Source organism: Rhizobium sp. 21-4511-3d (genome assembly GCF_053522545.1).
Genome location: NZ_JBNWCF010000004.1, coordinates 20,554 through 36,985, shown reverse-complemented (window position 1 = coordinate 36,985; position 16,432 = coordinate 20,554). Strand labels below are relative to the sequence as shown.

Annotated in this window: 14 protein-coding genes; 13 read left to right on the top strand and 1 reads right to left on the bottom strand. The window is 62.7% G+C overall.

Annotated features, from left to right (window positions below):
* The first annotated feature begins 18 nt into the window (after positions 1 to 18).
* From ACQZ5H_RS10975 to ACQZ5H_RS10945, 7 genes are all read left to right on the top strand, one after another.
* On the top strand, positions 19 to 1,326 hold the full coding sequence (locus ACQZ5H_RS10975; RefSeq protein WP_449097690.1) for an ABC transporter substrate-binding protein: 1,308 nt from the start codon (positions 19 to 21) through the stop codon (positions 1,324 to 1,326).
* Complete coding sequence (locus ACQZ5H_RS10970) at positions 1,326 to 2,282, top strand: carbohydrate ABC transporter permease (RefSeq protein WP_203430878.1); 957 nt, start codon at positions 1,326 to 1,328, stop codon at positions 2,280 to 2,282. The genes ACQZ5H_RS10975 and ACQZ5H_RS10970 overlap by 1 nt, the downstream gene beginning before the upstream one ends.
* Positions 2,279 to 3,100 carry a carbohydrate ABC transporter permease gene (locus ACQZ5H_RS10965; RefSeq protein WP_112717818.1) on the top strand — a complete coding sequence of 274 codons (822 nt, stop codon included), beginning with the start codon at positions 2,279 to 2,281 and terminating at the stop codon, positions 3,098 to 3,100. The genes ACQZ5H_RS10970 and ACQZ5H_RS10965 overlap by 4 nt, the downstream gene beginning before the upstream one ends.
* A gap of 4 nt (positions 3,101 to 3,104) precedes the next feature.
* Positions 3,105 to 5,156 (top strand): alpha-amylase family protein, encoded by a 2,052-nt coding sequence (locus ACQZ5H_RS10960; protein ID WP_449097689.1) that lies wholly within the window; start codon positions 3,105 to 3,107, stop codon positions 5,154 to 5,156.
* Between the two features lie 138 nt (positions 5,157 to 5,294).
* Entirely contained in the window at positions 5,295 to 6,329 is a 1,035-nt protein-coding gene (locus ACQZ5H_RS10955; protein ID WP_112717821.1) for a LacI family DNA-binding transcriptional regulator, read from the top strand.
* 37 nt (positions 6,330 to 6,366) lie between these two features.
* Positions 6,367 to 7,467 (top strand): ABC transporter ATP-binding protein, encoded by a 1,101-nt coding sequence (locus ACQZ5H_RS10950; RefSeq protein ID WP_449097688.1) that lies wholly within the window; start codon positions 6,367 to 6,369, stop codon positions 7,465 to 7,467.
* A gap of 2 nt (positions 7,468 to 7,469) precedes the next feature.
* Positions 7,470 to 9,719, top strand: a complete 2,250-nt coding sequence (locus ACQZ5H_RS10945; protein ID WP_449097687.1) for a glycoside hydrolase family 95 protein — start codon at positions 7,470 to 7,472, stop codon at positions 9,717 to 9,719.
* A 44-nt stretch (positions 9,720 to 9,763) separates the two neighbouring features.
* Here the strand turns inward: ACQZ5H_RS10945 and ACQZ5H_RS10940 are convergent, their stop codons facing one another.
* A complete protein-coding gene (locus ACQZ5H_RS10940) occupies positions 9,764 to 10,714 on the bottom strand; it encodes a LysR family transcriptional regulator (protein WP_449097686.1) in 951 nt (316 codons plus the stop codon).
* Positions 10,715 to 10,809: 95 nt separating this feature from the next.
* Between ACQZ5H_RS10940 and ACQZ5H_RS10935 the strand changes: the two genes are divergently transcribed.
* From ACQZ5H_RS10935 to ACQZ5H_RS10910, 6 genes are read left to right on the top strand one after another with little or no spacing between them, the layout of a single operon-like run.
* Complete coding sequence (locus tag ACQZ5H_RS10935) at positions 10,810 to 11,685, top strand: dioxygenase family protein (RefSeq protein ID WP_130281141.1); 876 nt, start codon at positions 10,810 to 10,812, stop codon at positions 11,683 to 11,685.
* Entirely contained in the window at positions 11,682 to 12,743 is a 1,062-nt protein-coding gene (locus ACQZ5H_RS10930; RefSeq protein WP_449097685.1) for a maleylacetate reductase, read from the top strand. The genes ACQZ5H_RS10935 and ACQZ5H_RS10930 overlap by 4 nt, the downstream gene beginning before the upstream one ends.
* A gap of 57 nt (positions 12,744 to 12,800) precedes the next feature.
* Positions 12,801 to 14,081, top strand: a complete 1,281-nt coding sequence (locus ACQZ5H_RS10925; protein WP_199625170.1) for an ABC transporter substrate-binding protein — start codon at positions 12,801 to 12,803, stop codon at positions 14,079 to 14,081.
* Positions 14,082 to 14,134: 53 nt separating this feature from the next.
* Positions 14,135 to 14,854 carry an ABC transporter ATP-binding protein gene (locus ACQZ5H_RS10920; protein WP_449097684.1) on the top strand — a complete coding sequence of 240 codons (720 nt, stop codon included), beginning with the start codon at positions 14,135 to 14,137 and terminating at the stop codon, positions 14,852 to 14,854.
* Entirely contained in the window at positions 14,854 to 15,576 is a 723-nt protein-coding gene (locus tag ACQZ5H_RS10915; protein WP_449097683.1) for an ABC transporter ATP-binding protein, read from the top strand. Before ACQZ5H_RS10920 ends, ACQZ5H_RS10915 begins: the two co-directional genes overlap by 1 nt.
* Positions 15,563 to 16,426: a branched-chain amino acid ABC transporter permease gene (locus ACQZ5H_RS10910; protein ID WP_449097682.1), complete on the top strand. Its 864-nt coding sequence runs from the start codon at positions 15,563 to 15,565 to the stop codon at positions 16,424 to 16,426. The genes ACQZ5H_RS10915 and ACQZ5H_RS10910 overlap by 14 nt, the downstream gene beginning before the upstream one ends.
* Positions 16,427 to 16,432: the final 6 nt, after the last annotated feature.

Here is a 16,432-nt window from a genome sequence, read left to right as displayed (position 1 = left end):
CGTTTGGGAGGACGTGACATGACCAGCAGCAGTAGATTTATGCCTGAAATCAGCCGCCGCACCCTGCTTGCAGGGGCCGGGAGTGCGGCCCTAGTAGCGATGACGGGCGGTGCCCGGGCACAGGAGGCCGTCAGCGGCGAGCTTGTCGTGCTCAACTGGCTCGGCGGTTCCGAAGCCGACATGATGAAGACGGTTCAGGCCGGGTTCCTGAAGAAATATCCCGATGTGAAGATCCGCGAGGTGCTGATCACCGGCCAGGGCGACATGCGTGGCGGTATCCGCACGGCGCTGATGGGCGGCGAGGTGGTCGATGTGCTGATCAACACCTGGCCCGCCTTCCGCAAGGAGCTGCTGGATGCCGGCATGCTCCGGCCCGTCGACGACCAGTGGAAGAGCTTCGGCTGGGACAAGGTCATTAGCCAGTCCTGGAAGGATCTCGGCGCCATCGATGGCAAGACCTACGGCCTGACCTACACGTTCGGCGACCGTTCCGGCATCTGGTACAAGAAGGAACATCTCGCCAAGGCCGGCATCACCGCGCCGCCGAAGACCTGGGACGAGTTCGTCGCAACCTTCGCGAAGCTGACGGCAGCCGGTTTTTCGGCCCCGGTCGCCATCCCCGGCAAATACTGGGCGCATGCCGAGTGGTTCGAAACACTGCTCCTGAGGACGGCCGGCGTCGAGACGGCGGCGAAGCTTGCCGCGCATCAGATCCCCTGGACCGATCCGGTGGTGAAGACGGCGCTGACGAAATACAGCCAGATGCTGCAGGCCGGCTGCTGCGGCGCCACCAACGGCATGCTCGCCAATGACTGGGATGGCGAAGCCGACCAGATCTTCCAGGCCAATGCCAAGAACTACCTGCTGATCGGCATGTGGATGAACAACCGCGCCAAGAACGACTACAAGCTCGTCGAAGGCAAGGATTACAGTCTCTTCCAGTTCCCAGCACTCGGCATGGGTCATGACGACACCTCGAGTGTCGATGCCAAGGAACTCTTGGTCACGGCAAACGGCGCCAACCCGAAGGCCGCGGACGCATTCCTCGACTATTGGACCAGCGCCGAAGCCGCCAATATTCTCGCCAAGGCAGGTTATGCCTCGCCGAGCAGCAATGTCGACAAGTCGCTCTATGGCGAAGCCCAGAAGGTGGCGACGGAAGCCGTCGCAAGCTCCAGGCTACAATTCGTGCTCGGCGATCTGCTGCCCGGCGACCTCGTCGACGAGTATCGCGTCCAGCTGCAGAAATTCCTGCAGGATCCGTCGGAGGCGAATATCGACACGGTGCTCGCTGCCATCGAGGCCAAGGCCCAAGGGTCTTACTGATGCTGGGCTCCTCCGCTTCCCCTGTCCGGGGAGCGGCGGGCGTGATGCAGGGTTCTCCGCTGGCTGGCATCCAGGGCCGCCGGCGTCTGCTCAGGGACACGCCCGCCGCACTCATCCTGATCGCACCGGTGATCGTGCTTTTTGCGATCGCCGTCGTCTATCCGCTGGCGGAAACGATCCGGCTGAGCTTCTGGGATATCCAGGGGCTCAGAAAGCCGGCCTTCATCGGCTTCGGAAACTACGCCAAGCTGTTTGCTGACGCGGCCTTCCGCCATACGCTGCTGACGACGCTGATCTTCACGATCGGGACGACGGTGATCTCGGTGGGGATCGGCTGGGTTCTGGCGATGATGTGCGCCTTTGCGCCGCGCGAAACCTTGCCCTTCCGGGTGATGATCTTTGCGGCTTTCGGCATATCGGAGGCAGTGTCCGGCTATATGTGGCTCGGCATCTACCGGCCGGATGCCGGGGGGCTGCTCAATTCGCTGATCCAGCTTCTTGGCTTCCAGGGTTTTGCGCACGCCTGGCTCGGTGACGCCAATACGGCGCTCTGGGCGCTGATCATCGCCGCCTCCTGGAGCGGTGTCGGCCTGCCGCTGATGCTGATCTTTGCCGCCATCCAGGCGATCCCGAAATCGGTGCTGGAAGCGGCCTATATGGATGGCGCCAAGCCGGTCTCGACCATGCGCCACATCATGATGCCGCTGTCGATGCCGGGCGTTCGCGTCGCCATCTTCATCAACCTGCTCGGCGCGCTGCGCGCTTTCGATATCATCTACATCCTGACCGGCGGCGGGCCGGTGCGTTCCACGGAGACGGTCGGCTATTTCATGTACCGCGAGTCCATGACCCAGTTCAAATTGGGCTACGGGGCGGCCGCCACCGTCATCCTGCTGCTCGCCGTTCTCATCGTCTCCATTCCCGCGATCATCCAGCGGACGGCAGGTGCACGATGATTGGCAAAGCACCCCGCTGGATCATTATCGCCGTCGGCATCGTCGCCTGTATCTGGGTGATCCCGATCCTCGGCATCGTCGTCACCTCGCTGCGACCACCGCAAGGCGTGTCGCTCGGATGGTGGCATTTCGAGAGCTTCGATTTCACGCTCGATGCCTGGCGCAAGGTCTGGGACAAGTATCCGCTGGCACCCTCGATGTGGGTGACGATGAAGACCGCGGCGATCGCAACGGCGCTGACGATGCTTCTGACGCCGGCAGCCGCCTACGCCTTCCACTTCCTGAATTTCCCGTTCAGGCGCCTGCTGCTGATCCTGATCATCAATGCCTTCGTACTGCCGCAGCAGGTGGTGATCATCCCGCTCTTCACGCTCTGGCGCGATCTCGGGCTGATCGACAGCATCTTCTCGGTGCTGATCCCCTATGTCGGCCTGTCCTTTGCCTGGTCGATCTTCCTCGTCAAAAACTTCTTCGAGGACTTTCCGCGGGAGCTCGTCGAGGCGGCCCGGATCGATGGCTGCGGCCCACTCGCGACCTTCCGCCATGTGGTGCTGCCGAACAGCCTGTCGCCGATCTTTGCGGTCGGCATCCTGCAGTTCCTCTGGACATGGAACGCGCTGCTTTTGCCGATGCTCTTCCTGCGCAGCGATGTTCCGCTTCCGGTGCTGCTTGCCCGCATTTCGGGCAGCTACGAAATCAACTGGGACCAGAGATCGGTGGCCGCCATCATCACCACCATCGTCCCGCTTGTCGTTTTCCTCGTCTTCCAACGTCAGTTCGCCGCCGGCTCGCAGACCCGCACCGGCGCAAAGGAATAGAACCATGCCGAAACTTACCAACAAGCCGCTTCGCTACCGCCAGATCCATCTCGATTTCCACACCTCTGAGCATATTCCGGGCATCGGCTCGGATTTCGATCCGGAGGCTTTCGTCTCGACGCTGAAGGCGGCGCATGTGGATTCGATCACGATCTTCGCCAAGTGCCATCACGGCTGGTCCTATTATCCGACCAAGGTCGGCAAGCCGCATCCGCATCTGGCGCGGCCGGATCTGCTCGGCGATATGGTCAAGGCTCTCTCTGCCGCCGATATCGAAAGCCCGATCTATATCTCGGTCCAGTGGGATGAGCTGACGGCGCGCGAGCATCCGGAATGGCGGGCGATGAGCGCATCCAACCGCTACCAGCACGCGCTTCCCGGCGATCCCTCGGCAGGCAAGCAGCTGAGCCCGGCCTGGCACACCCTCTGCCTCAATCACGAGGGATTGAGGAAATACATTCTCGATCAGGCACGCGAAGTCGCCCAGATCTATCCGACGCAGGGCCTGTTCTTTGACATCATCCTGACGCCCGATTGCGTCTGCGCCGCCTGTGTCGAGCGCATGCAATGCGAGGGTCTCGATCCTGAGAATCCCGCCGATCGGCTGAAGAACGATGAGGCCGTCAACGAGCAGTTCCGCCGCGAGACGAGCAAGGCGCTGTTCGAAGAATTCCCTGGCCTGCGGGTGTTCTACAATTGCGGCCACATTCACAAGCAGGGGCCGGAGCGCTTCGGAACCTATTCGCATCTCGAGCTCGAAAGCCTACCGACGGGGGGCTGGGGCTACGACCACTTCCCCTCGAGCGCGCGCTATGCGGCAACGCTCGGCATGGATTTTCTCGCGCATACCGGAAAATTCCACACGTCCTGGGGCGAGTTCGGCGGCTTCAAGCATCCCGACGCCCTGGAATATGAATGCGCACAGATGATCGCGCTCGGTTCCAAATGTCTGGTCGGCGATCAGCTGCATCCGAACGGTGCGATCAACCCGGACACCTATGCCTCGATCGCACCCGCCTACCGGCGCGTCGAAAAAATGGAGCCTTTCCTGGAAGGCGCCAGGCAGATCTCCGAAATCGCCATCCTTTCTGCCGAGCATATGAATCCGGAAGGGGCCAGAAACCATCCGAGCGACGATGGCACCGCGCAGATGCTGCAGGAGTTGAAGCGCCCCTTCGATGTCATTGATATCTCGGCCCGTTTTGAACAGTATCGGCTGCTGGTCCTGCCCGACGAAATTACTGTCGATGCCGCCCTCGCGGCCCGGCTGAAGACCTACCTTTCCAATGGCGGCAAGCTCATCGCTTCCTGGCGCTCGGGTCTGGGCGAAGACGGCCGCTTTGCCGTCGATTTCGGCATCGAGCGCCAGCCCGAACCGGTGTCCTTCAAGCCGAGCTATGTGAAGGCCGACAAGGTCCTCGACACGTCGATGCCGGAAACGGCCTTCGTCTTTTACGACGAGGCGGAGACCGTTCGCTCTACCGGCGCAATGGTGCTTGCCGGCATCTACCCGTCCTATTTCAATCGCTCCTACAAGCACTTCTGCTCGCATCAGCACGCGCCCGACAATCCGGATGCTGATATGCTGGGTGCCGCCGTCACCGAACATCGCGGTGCGGCCTATATCGCCTATCCGATCTTCCGGCTCTACCGGGCCATGGGTCAGCCGCTCTACAAATATGTCGTGCGCGGTCTTCTCGACCGCCTCGTTCCGAACCCGGCCATGGTCACCGACCTTCCGTCTTCGGGCCGCGCAACGTTGACACGCCAGGTCGAGCACAACCGCCATGTCCTGCACCTTCTCTACGGGCCGCCGCAGATCCGCGGCAAGGCTGTCCGCGGTGACGACGGTTCGACGCGGGTGATGGAGATGATCGAGGACATTCCGGCGATCGGCCCGATCAATGCAACGGTGCGCCTGCCTGAGAAGCCGAAGCGGGTATTCGACGCGATGACCGGCGAGGAGCTCGCCTGGCATGCCGCCGCCGATGGCGCCGTCAGCATCACCGTGCCGCGCCTCCACATCCACAGCGCCGTGGTCTTCGAAGGCGCCTGATTGAGGCGGCCGTCGCCGGACGGCCGCACCTAGCGCCTTTGCCGCTTACGCTGGTGGGCGGCAAGGCGCTGGGTTATATGACGAAATGGCGTTATTGGGGCGCCGTTTTGGCGATAGACGTGCAGGGGTTTGCTTGAAATGGACGAGACGGATCACACAGCTGGGAGAAAGCGCGGAGCGACGATCATCGACGTTGCCAAGGTGGCAGATGTCGCGGTCGGCACCGTGTCGCGCTATCTCAACGGCCAGACGATCCGCCGCTCGAACCGCGAACAGATCGAACGGGCGATCCAGGATCTCGGTTACAAGCGCAATGCCGCCGCTGCGTCGATCCGCACCGACCTGACGCACATGATCGGCTTCCTGGTGCCGACCTTCGACGAGTTCCATGCGCGCATGCTGGAGCATCTGGCAAATTCCGTGCGCCGGACCGGGCGGGCGCTCCTGACCTATTGCCACGGCGGCGATCCGCGTGTCGTGGCCGAAGCGCTTGATTTCTTCGCCGCCCAGCGCGTCGATGCGCTCATCATGGACGGGACGGCCGAGGTTTATGACCGCGTCGACGATCTCATCAACCATGACATCCCGATCATCTTCTACAACAACGACGTTAGAGGCCTCGCGGCAGACCGGGTGATGGTCGAGAACCACAAGGCGAGCTATCGGCTGGTCAGCCACCTGATCGACCTCGGCCACCGCCGCATAGGCATCCTGACCGGCGATCCGCGCAATTCGTCCGGCATCGAGCGCCTGGCAGGCTACGAGCAGGCGCTACGCGAACGGGGGATCGCGCCCGATCCGGCACTTGCCGTACGCGGCAACTGGCGGATGGACGGTGGCTACGAGGCGACCAAGCGGCTGATGTCGGTGGAGACCCCGCCGACCGCGATCTTTTCCGCCAACTACGGCATGGCCGTCGGCGCGCTCAGCTGGCTGAAGGAGAACGGCCGTCATGTGCCCGAGGACGTGTCGCTGGCGAGTTTCGACGACGTCGCTGTTTTCCGCCTCTACGAGGCGGGAATCACCGCCGTGGCGCAGCCAGTCGCCAGCATTGCCGAAACGATTACCGACATTCTCGTCGAGCGTCTGGCGGAACCGGCGGGCGGGGCGACGCGCAGCGTCGTTCTGGAATGCGACATCATCCTGCGAGGCTCGACGCGCAGGGTGACCTGACGCGCGCTGCCCGCCAAGCGGTTAAAGGGAGGAAGCTTTGGCCAGCGTTGAACTGCAGAATATCGACAAGTCCTATGGCAGTTTCGAAGCCATCGGCGGCCTCAACCTGAGCATCGATGACGGCTCGTTTACCGTTTTCGTCGGCCCGTCCGGATGCGGAAAATCGACGCTCCTTCGGATGATCGCCGGTCTCGAAAAAATCACCGGCGGCGACCTCAAGATCAATGGGCGGCGGATGAACGAGGCCGACCCGATCGAGCGCGGCGTGGCCATGGTCTTCCAGAATTACGCGCTCTATCCGCATATGACCGTCGAGCAGAATATCGGCTTTTCGCTCCGAATGGCCGGCATGGCGAAGGACGAGATTGCGCGCAGCGTCGCCGCCGCGGCCGCAACGCTGCAGATCGAGCCGCTGATGAAACGCAAGCCTGCCCAGCTTTCCGGCGGCCAGCGCCAGCGCGTGGCAATCGGCCGGGCGATCGTCCGCAATCCCGAAGTCTTCCTGTTCGATGAGCCGCTCTCCAACCTCGACGCGGAACTCAGGGTCTCGATGCGCGTCGAGATCGCCAAGCTGCATCGCCGCATCGGCGCAACGATGATCTATGTCACCCATGACCAGACGGAAGCGATGACGCTTGCCGACAAGATCGTCGTCATGCGCTCCGGCAAGATCGAGCAGATGGGAACGCCGGACATGCTCTATGCCGATCCGGACAACCTCTTCGTCGCCGGTTTCATCGGCTCGCCGCGCATGAATTTCCTGGAGGGAACGCTGGGGGTGGACGGGCTCGTCAGGCTCGATTGCGGCGCGAGCTTCCGCCCGGATCTGATGTATGGCGGCGGCCGTGACGTTCCCGTCAAGGTCGGCATCCGGCCGGAACATTTCACCGGGCAGGAGGGCGCCGGCGGCGCCATCGAGGTGAAGGTCGATGTCGTCGAAAACCTCGGCGGGACGCGCTTCATCTACGGCACGCTGTCCTCCGGGCAATCCGTCATCGTCGAGGATCGTTCCGAGACATCGCGCCGTCCCGGCGAGACGGTGACCGCGGCCTTCCCGGCGCGCAAGGCGCTGCTGTTCGGCGCAGACGGTCAACGCCTCCGCGATCTGAAACCTGCAAACGCCATTCCGGCGGAGTGATCATGAACGACGATATTCTCTGGTACGACAGGCCGGCCAGCCTTTGGACGGACGCCCTGCCGCTCGGCAACGGCCGGCTCGGTGCTATGGTCTTCGGCGATCCGCATCACGAGCGGCTGCAGATCAACGAATCGACTTTCTGGGCCGGCGGCCCCTATCAGCCGGTCAATCCTGACGCCTACGCTTACCTGCAGCAGGTGAGGGAGCTGATCTTTGCGGGGCGCTATGCCGAGGCCGAAGCCATGGCCGAGGCACATCTGATGGCGCGGCCGATCAAGCAGATGTCCTATCAGCCGGTCGGCGATCTTCGGATCGAGCTCTCCCATCGGCAGGACGTCTCCGGCTACCGCCGAAACCTCAATCTCGCAACGGCAACCTCGGTCGCCTCCTACACGGTCGATGGCGTCAGCTTCCGCCACGAGACCTTCATTTCGCCTGTCGATGATATCCTTGTGATGCGGCTTTCCGCCGACAGGAAAGGGGCGATCAGCGGAAGTATCTCGATCGACAGCCCGCAGCGCAGCGCGCTGAGCAAGATCGAACCGCAGCAGCTGATACTGTCCGGTACCGGTAAATCTGAGTCCGGCATAGCCTCTGCCTTGCGCTTCACCTTCGGCATCAGGGTGATCAACAGCGGCGGCGAGCTGAGAGCAGCGCCCGGAGGCATCGATGTCGAGGCCGCGGACGAGCTCATTATCCTGCTCGACGCCGCCACCAATTTCAGGCGCTATGACGACGTCTCCGGCAATCCGGACCGGGATATCGAAGACAGGCTCGATCGTGCATCCCGCCGCGCCTATGCCGATCTTCATCGCGATCACATCGCCGAGCATCAGCGGCTTTATGGCGGCTTCTCCATCGATCTCGGGTCATCGCCTGCCGCAGGCCTGCCGACGGATCGGCGCGTCGCCGAATTCGCCAATGGGCATGATCCGGCTCTGGCGGCGCTCTATGTCCAGTTCGGCCGTTACCTGATGATCGCCTCGTCGCGGTCGGGCACCCAGCCCGCCAATCTTCAGGGCATCTGGAACGACCAGACCGATCCGCCCTGGGGCAGCAAATACACCGCCAATATCAATCTGCAGATGAATTACTGGCTGGCGGCGCCCGCCAATCTGACCGAATGCATCGAGCCGCTGATCGCCATGGCAGAAGATTTGGCCCAAACCGGGCAGGAGATGGCGAAGGTGCATTACCGCGCCCGCGGCTGGGTCATGCATCACAACACCGATCTCTGGCGTGCCACAGGCCCGATCGACGGCGCGCAATGGGGCCTCTGGCCGACCGGCGGTATCTGGCTGATGGCGCAGCTTCTCGATGTCTGCGATTACCTCGATGATCCCGAGACCACCCGAAAGCGCCTGTTCGCCGCAGCGAAAGGGGCCGCCCAATTCATCTTCGACGTGCTCGTGCCGCTGCCCGGCACGGACTATCTCGTCACCAACCCGTCGCTTTCGCCGGAGAATATCCACCCGCACGGCGCTTCGATCTGCGCCGGTCCGGCAATGGACAACCAGCTGATCCGCGATTTCCTCACGCTCCTGCGTCCGCTCGCCGTCTCTACCGGCGGCGAGGCGGCTCTCGTATCGGAGATCGACGATATCCTGCCGCGCCTTGCGCCCGACCGTATCGGCGCCGCCGGCCAGCTGAAGGAATGGCTTGAGGACTGGGATATGGACGTGCCGGAAATCCACCACCGCCATGTCTCGCATCTCTACGGCCTCTATCCGAGCTGGCAGATCGACATGGACAGGACCCCGGACCTAGCCGCCGCCGCCCGCCGCTCGCTGGAAATCCGCGGCGACGACGCCACCGGATGGGGCATCGGCTGGCGCATCAATCTCTGGGCCCGGCTGCGCGACGGCAACCACGCCCTCGACGTCGTCAAGCTTCTCCTCAGCCCCGAGAGAACCTACACCAACCTCTTCGACGCCCACCCGCCCTTCCAGATCGACGGCAATTTCGGCGGCGCGGCCGGCATCCTGGAGATGCTGGTTCAATCAAAACCGGGGCAGCTGAGGCTGCTGCCGGCATTGCCCAGCGAGTGGCAGGGCGGATCGGTCTCGGGTCTTAGAATCCGCGATGGGATCGTCATCGACTTGTCTTGGGAGGATGGGCAGCCCACGCATGTCAGGCTGGTTGGCAAGCGTGATGCCGAAGTGAGTGTTATCGTAGATGATCGCAGCATCGAGGTATCGCTGTCTGCCTTGGAGCCAAGGGATGTCGATCTCAGGCGCTCGCTAGGTGGCTAGGTTGGTGATGCGGCGTCTAGTTGACGCGATCAAATTTCCCGTTGCTATTGCCCCCAAATAACCGCTTCCTCGTGCCGCTTGATCAGGTGGCGAAGCGTCTGGAAGCCGGAGCGGATATAGGTGGCGAATTGTTCGACGGCCGGTGTGCGTGGGGCATCGACGCGCTTGAGGATGGCAAGTGCGCGTTCCGGATGCGGGATGTTGATCGGCAGCGCGGTGATCGATCTTTCCTTGCGCTGGGCGAAGACGACGCTGTGCGGCATGACGGTCAGCGCATCCGAGGCTTTGAGATAGTTGATGACGCCCATCAAGGAGCCACCGGAGTAGCGCACCTTGATTTCGGTGCCGCCGAAGGACAGGAGCAGGGCGCGGAGGTCGGCAAGCAGCGGGCTGCCCGGAGGCGGTGCGACCCAAGGATAGCTCAGAAGCTGGCTCGGCAGCAGTTTTCTCTTCAGAAGCAGGGGATGCGTGAGCCCGCAGGCGATCACGTTCCGGCCGGGAAGAATTTGCTGGAATTCCAGTCCGGAACCTTCGTCGAGAATATCGATCGGGCAGATGGCGATGTCGATCTGGTCGGCTTTCAATCCGGCGCGCAAATCCGGGAAATAGCCGTAGCTCTGATCAATGCGCACATCGGGATGGGTGGCCTGGAACTCGGCGCAAAGCCCGGCGATCAGGGAATCCATGAAAAAGGGCGTGCCGCCCACCCGAACGACGCCGCTATTGCCGATCCGGAAGCTTTCCACGAGGTCTGAGGCCTTGCGGGATGCGGCAAGCATGACGAAGCCGTGCTCGGCCAGCGCCAGGCCAAAGGCCGTTGGCTGCAACGGGCGCCGGCCCTTGATGAACAGGGGCTCGCCGACGCGCTTTTCGAGCATCGAGAGCGTTCTCGATACCGCCGACTGCGCCAGGCCCAGCAGCGCTGCCCCCTCCGTGACGCCTCCGGTTTTCACGACTGCCGCAAGCTGGATCAGGTGTCTTTCATCTATCTTCATAACAATCTGTTATAATGATCGGCAACAAAATCATCAACTGGCCCCGGAGGCGCTGTTAATGTTCTCTTCACCCACAGGCGATGAGGAGGAAAAGCATGGCGGGCCATATTCCGACGCTGACCTTCAGCGAGGCGACATCGTCAGAGGTGTTTGCCGAGCGGCTGGCCGGTCAGAAGGATGCTGACATCGCGCAGCTGCTCGCCGCCGCCGTTGCCCATGTCCACGACCTCATCAAGCAATTCAGGCCGACGCAGGAAGACTGGCGCAAGGTCATCGCGTTCCTGACGGATGTCGGACACGCCTCCGACGAGCGCCGCCAGGAGTGGGTGCTGCTGTCGGATCTGACGGGCGCTTCGGCGCTGGTTGAAGCGATCAATTCCCGCAGGCCGAAAGGGGCGACGCCCAATACCATTCGTGGCCCCTTCTTCCGCGACGATGCGCCGGAGCGCCGGGCCGGAGCCTCGATATCGCTTGACGGTATCGGCGAGCCCCTGGCTGTCTCGGTTCGTGTCGAGGATCTCGATGGCTTGCCGATCCCAGGCGCGGCGGTCGTCACCTGGCAGGCGAATGACCAAGGCTTTTACGAGAACCAGCAGCCGGACCTGCAGCCCGAACATAACCTTCGCGGACTGTTTCGCACCGGCAGCGACGGACGGGTTGCCTATCGCTCCGTCGTGCCCTCGGGTTACGGCGTGCCGGGAGATGGCCCTGTCGGCCGCTTGCTTTCGGCGGCGGGGTTTCCACTGCATCGGCCTGCCAACCTCCACTTCGTGATCCGCGCCGAAGGCTTCGAGACGATCACGACGCATGTTTATGACGCGAGCGATCCGTTGCTGGCGGAAGATGCGCTTTTCGGTGTTCGTCCCGAGCTCGTTCATAGTTTCGATCCGGCCGATATCGATGGCCGGAGGGGAAAGGCCGTCGCGCTGACATTCGTGATGGTGCGCTCCAAGCCGGGGAGAGCGGCATGAGCACGAGGTTTTCCTATGCAGGCAGCCCCGCCCGCATCGTCTTCGGAGACGGAAGCCGGGACAGCGTGCGGCATTGGATCATGAAGTGGGGCGCGACGCGTGCGCTGGTTCTCTCCACTCCGCATCAGAAGCCGGATGCCGAGGCGCTCGCCCATGATATCGGTGATCTCGCCTGCGGTGTCTTCGCCGCCGCCGTCATGCATACGCCGATCGAGGTGACCGAGGCGGCGATGAAAGTTGTGGCGGAGACGCGCGCTGACTGCGTCGTCTCGCTCGGCGGCGGCTCGACCACCGGCCTCGGCAAGGCAATCGCCTACCGGAGCGACCTTCTGCAGATCGTCGTGCCGACGACCTATGCCGGGTCCGAGGTCACATCCATTCTCGGCCAGACCGAAGGCGGCCGGAAGACGACGGTAAAGGACGCGAAAATCCTGCCGGAAGTGGTGATCTACGATCCGCTGCTGACGCATGCATTGCCCGTTGCGATGAGTGTCGCGAGCGGCCTGAACGCGATGGCACATGCTGTCGAAGGCCTCTATGCGCAGGATCGCAACCCGATCTCCAGTCTGATGGCGGTGGAGGGGTTGCGGGCCTTCGCGCGCAGTCTCCCCGAAATCGTCAAGGCGCCCGGAAATGCGCAGGCGCGCAACGACGCTCTCTATGGCGCATGGTTGTGCGGAACCGTGCTCGGGGCGGTCGGGATGGCGCTGCATCACAAGATCTGCCACACGCTCGGTGGCTCCTTCGATACACCGCATGCCGAGACGCATGCGATCATGCTGCCACATACCGCGGGCTTCAATGCGAAGGCGGCGGCCAATGAGCTTGCCCCCGTTGCCGAGATTTTCGGCGGGTCCGTCGGCGGCGGGCTCTGGGATTTCGCCAAATCCATCGGCGCGCCGCTCTCGCTGCGGGATTTGGGTCTGACGGAGGCCGATCTCGACAAGGCGGCGGGGATCGCGGTCGAGAACCCCTATTGGAACCCGCAGCCAATCGATCGTGGTTCCATCAGACGGCTTTTGCAGAATGCCTGGGAGGGCCGCCGGCCAGCCGAGTGAAGTTTATCGCGCAGTGGAGCGCGCTCTTTGGGAGGAGAGGGGACTATGGGAGGTCACATGTTTACGAGACGCGATTTTCTGAAGACGACGGCAGCCGGCGGTGCGATCATCGCGACGTCGGGGCTAGCAGCACCGGCCATCGCTCAGGACAAGGCGATCAAGCTCGGCTATGTCAGCCCTCAGACAGGGCCGCTTGCGGCCTTCGGCGAAGCAGACAAGTTCGTCATCGACGCCTTTCTGGCGACGACGAAGAAGCAGGGGCTGAACTACGAGGTCGTCGTCAAGGACAGCCAGTCCAATCCGAACCGTGCAGCCGAGGTTGCCAAGGAGCTGATCGTCAACGACGAGATCAACCTGATGCTGGTCTCGTCGACGCCGGAGACCACCAACCCGGTTTCGACAACCTGCGAAGGCGAGCAGATGCCCTGCATCTCGACCGTCGCGCCCTGGCAGCCGTGGTTCATCGGCCAGCAAGGCAATCCGGGCGACCCGGCGTCGTGGAAGCCGTTCGACTATGCCTATCACTTCTTCTGGGGCCTCGAGGATATCATTGCCGTCTTTACCGGCATGTGGGGACAGATCGAGACAAACAAGAAGATCGGCGGCCTCTTCCCCAATGATGGAGACGGCAACGCCTGGGGCGACAAGGTTGTCGGCTTCCCGCCGGTTCTCGAAAAACTGGGCTACGGCCTGACGGATACCGGCCGCTACCAGAACCTGACCGACGACTTCTCGGCGCAGATCAATGCCTTCAAGCAGGCGAATACCGATATCCTCACCGGCGTCATGATCCCGCCGGATCTGACGACATTCTGGAACCAGGCAAAGCAGCAGGGCCTCAAGCCGAAGATCGCCTCGATCGGCAAGGCGCTGCTTTTCCCACAGACCGTGGAAGCGCTGGGTGACGCAGGTCACAACCTGTCGACCGAAGTCTGGTGGACGCCGAGCCATCCGTTCAAGTCGTCTCTGACGGGCGATAGCGCGGCTGCCGTTGCGGACGCCTTTACCAAGGCGACCGGCCGCCCGTGGACGCAGCCGATCGGCTTTGCACATGCGCTGTTCGAGCTCGCAGTCGACGTCATGAAGCGGGCTGAAGATACCGCCGACGGCGATGCCGTTGCCAAGGCGATCGGTGAAACCAAGCTCGATACGATTGTCGGACCGGTCGCTTGGGGCAGCGACAAGCTTCCGCCCTTTGCGCAGAAGAACGTCGCCAAGACACCGCTTGTCGGCGGGCAGTGGCGTCTCAAATCTGGTGGCGGCTACGAGCTGGTCGTCGTCGAAAACAGCCTTTCGCCCAACGTGCCGCTCGGCGGCAAGCTCGAAGCGCTGGCGTAACTGGCTCGACCCACCTGGCTGATCTGCCGGGTGGGGGCGAGTGGAGGTGATCCATGTCCATACTGGAACTCAAAGGTGTCTCGAAGTCCTTCGGCGCGCTCGTCGTTGCCGAAGACATCGGATTTTCGGCGAAAGAGGGCGAGGCGCTCGGCGTCATCGGGCCGAACGGCGCCGGGAAATCGACGCTGTTCAACCTGATCAACGGCAACCTTCCGGTCGCCTCAGGGTCGATCGTCTTTGACGGAAAGGATGTGACAACCGTTCCGCCCATGCAGCGTTGCCTTGCGGGCATGGGCCGCACCTTCCAGATCCCGCAGCCTTTCGAGAGGCTCACCGTCTATGAAAATCTGCTCGTCGCTGGCGCCTTCGGCTCGCGGGCCAGCGAGGGCGACGTGGCGGCATTTTGCGCCGATATTCTCGTGGAAACAGGCTTGATCGGAAAAGCCAACGCGCTTGCGGCGTCGCTGACGCTTCTGGAGCGTAAACGTCTTGAGCTTGCCCGGGCGCTTGCCACCAAGCCGAAGCTTCTATTGCTCGACGAGATTGCCGGTGGCCTGACCGACGGTGAGTGCCAGCAGCTGGTCGCAACGATCAAGCGGGTCCATGGCCGCGGCGTGACGATTATCTGGATCGAACATGTTCTGCACGCGCTGACGGCAGTCGCCGAGCGTCTGCTGGTCCTCAATTTCGGCCGGGTGATCGGCATCGATGAACCCGACGCGATTATGGCGTCCCGCGAAGTGCGCGAGATCTATCTCGGAATGGAGGTGTGATGGCGAACCTTCTTGAAACCCGGGGGCTCACGGCCTTCTACGGCGATTTCCAGGCGATCTTCGGTGTCGATCTCGAACTCCAGGCCGGCGAGACCATTGCCGTGATCGGCGCCAATGGTGCCGGAAAATCGACTTTGATGCGCTCGATTGCAGGCGTGATTTCCAATGCGCCGGCGATGATCCATCATCGCGGGCAGCCGATCGGTGCACTTGATGCCGCCGATGTCGTCTGCCGCGGGATCGCCTTGGTGCCCGAGGGCCGCAAGTTGTTTCCATCCCTGAGCGTTGAAGAAAATCTGCAGATCGGCAGCTATGGCAAAAGAGCGCCCGGCTACTGGTCGCTGGAAACGATCTATGCGCTTTTCCCGATTCTGAAGGAGAGAAGGCGCAATCCGGCAACTGCGCTTTCCGGTGGGCAGCAGCAGATGGTGGCGATCGGCCGTGCCTTGATGTCAAATCCGGAAGTGCTGCTTTGCGACGAGCTCAGCCTCGGTCTTGCGCCTGTCGTCATCAAGGACATCTACGGTGCCTTCTCGAAGATCCGCGCATCGGGCGCGGCGATCGTCATCGTCGAGCAGGATATCGCGCAGGCGCTGAAGGTCGCCGACCGCATCTACTGCATGATGGAGGGCCGCATCACTCTCACCGGACGACCCGCGGAACTCGACCGGGCCGCTATCCACGCCGCCTATTTTGGAGCTGGTACCCATGAGTTGGCTTGATACACTCCTGCAAGGCGTGCTGCTTGGCGGCCTCTACGCGCTGTTTGCCGCCGGCCTCAGCCTGGTCTTCGGCATAATGCGCCTCGTCAATCTCGCCCATGGCGATCTGATCGTGCTGGCCGCCTTCCTGATCCTGCTGATCGTCTCGACGCTGGGGCTCGATCCGTTCCTGGCGGCGGTCATTGCCGCTCCGCTGATGTTTGGGCTCGGTTGGCTGCTGCAATATCATCTGCTGAACCGTACGCTGGGCAAGGATATCCTGCCGCCACTGCTCGTCACTTTCGGTCTCTCGATCGTTATCCAGAACGGGCTTTTGGAAACATTCACTGCCGACAGCAAGCGTGTTTCGGCCGGCGCGCTCGAAACGGCATCGATCCAGCTTGCCGGAATAAACGCCGGCCTCATGCCGCTGCTGACCTTCGCGTCGGCCGTCGCCGTCATCGTGGCGCTCAATCAGCTGATCTACCGCACCGCTCTCGGACGCGCCTTCCGGGCGACCTCCGATGACGTCGTCACCGCCCGCCTGATGGGGATTCGGCCGAACTCGATCTTCGCGATCGCCACAGGTCTTGCGATGATGATCGTCACCGTCGCTGCGCTCTATCTCGGCGCGCGCGCCAATTTCGACCCGACCTCCGGCCCGTCCCGGCTCATCTACGCCTTCGAAGCGGTGATCATCGGCGGTCTCGGATCGCTCTGGGGAACGCTGGCGGGCGGCGTCATCCTCGGCGTGGCCCAGACGGTCGGCGCCTCGATCAATCCCGAATGGCAGATCCTTTCCGGGCATATCGCCTTCCTTCTCGTGCTTCTCTTCCGGCCACGCGGCCTCTTCCCGAGAGCAGTGGATTGAGGCGCG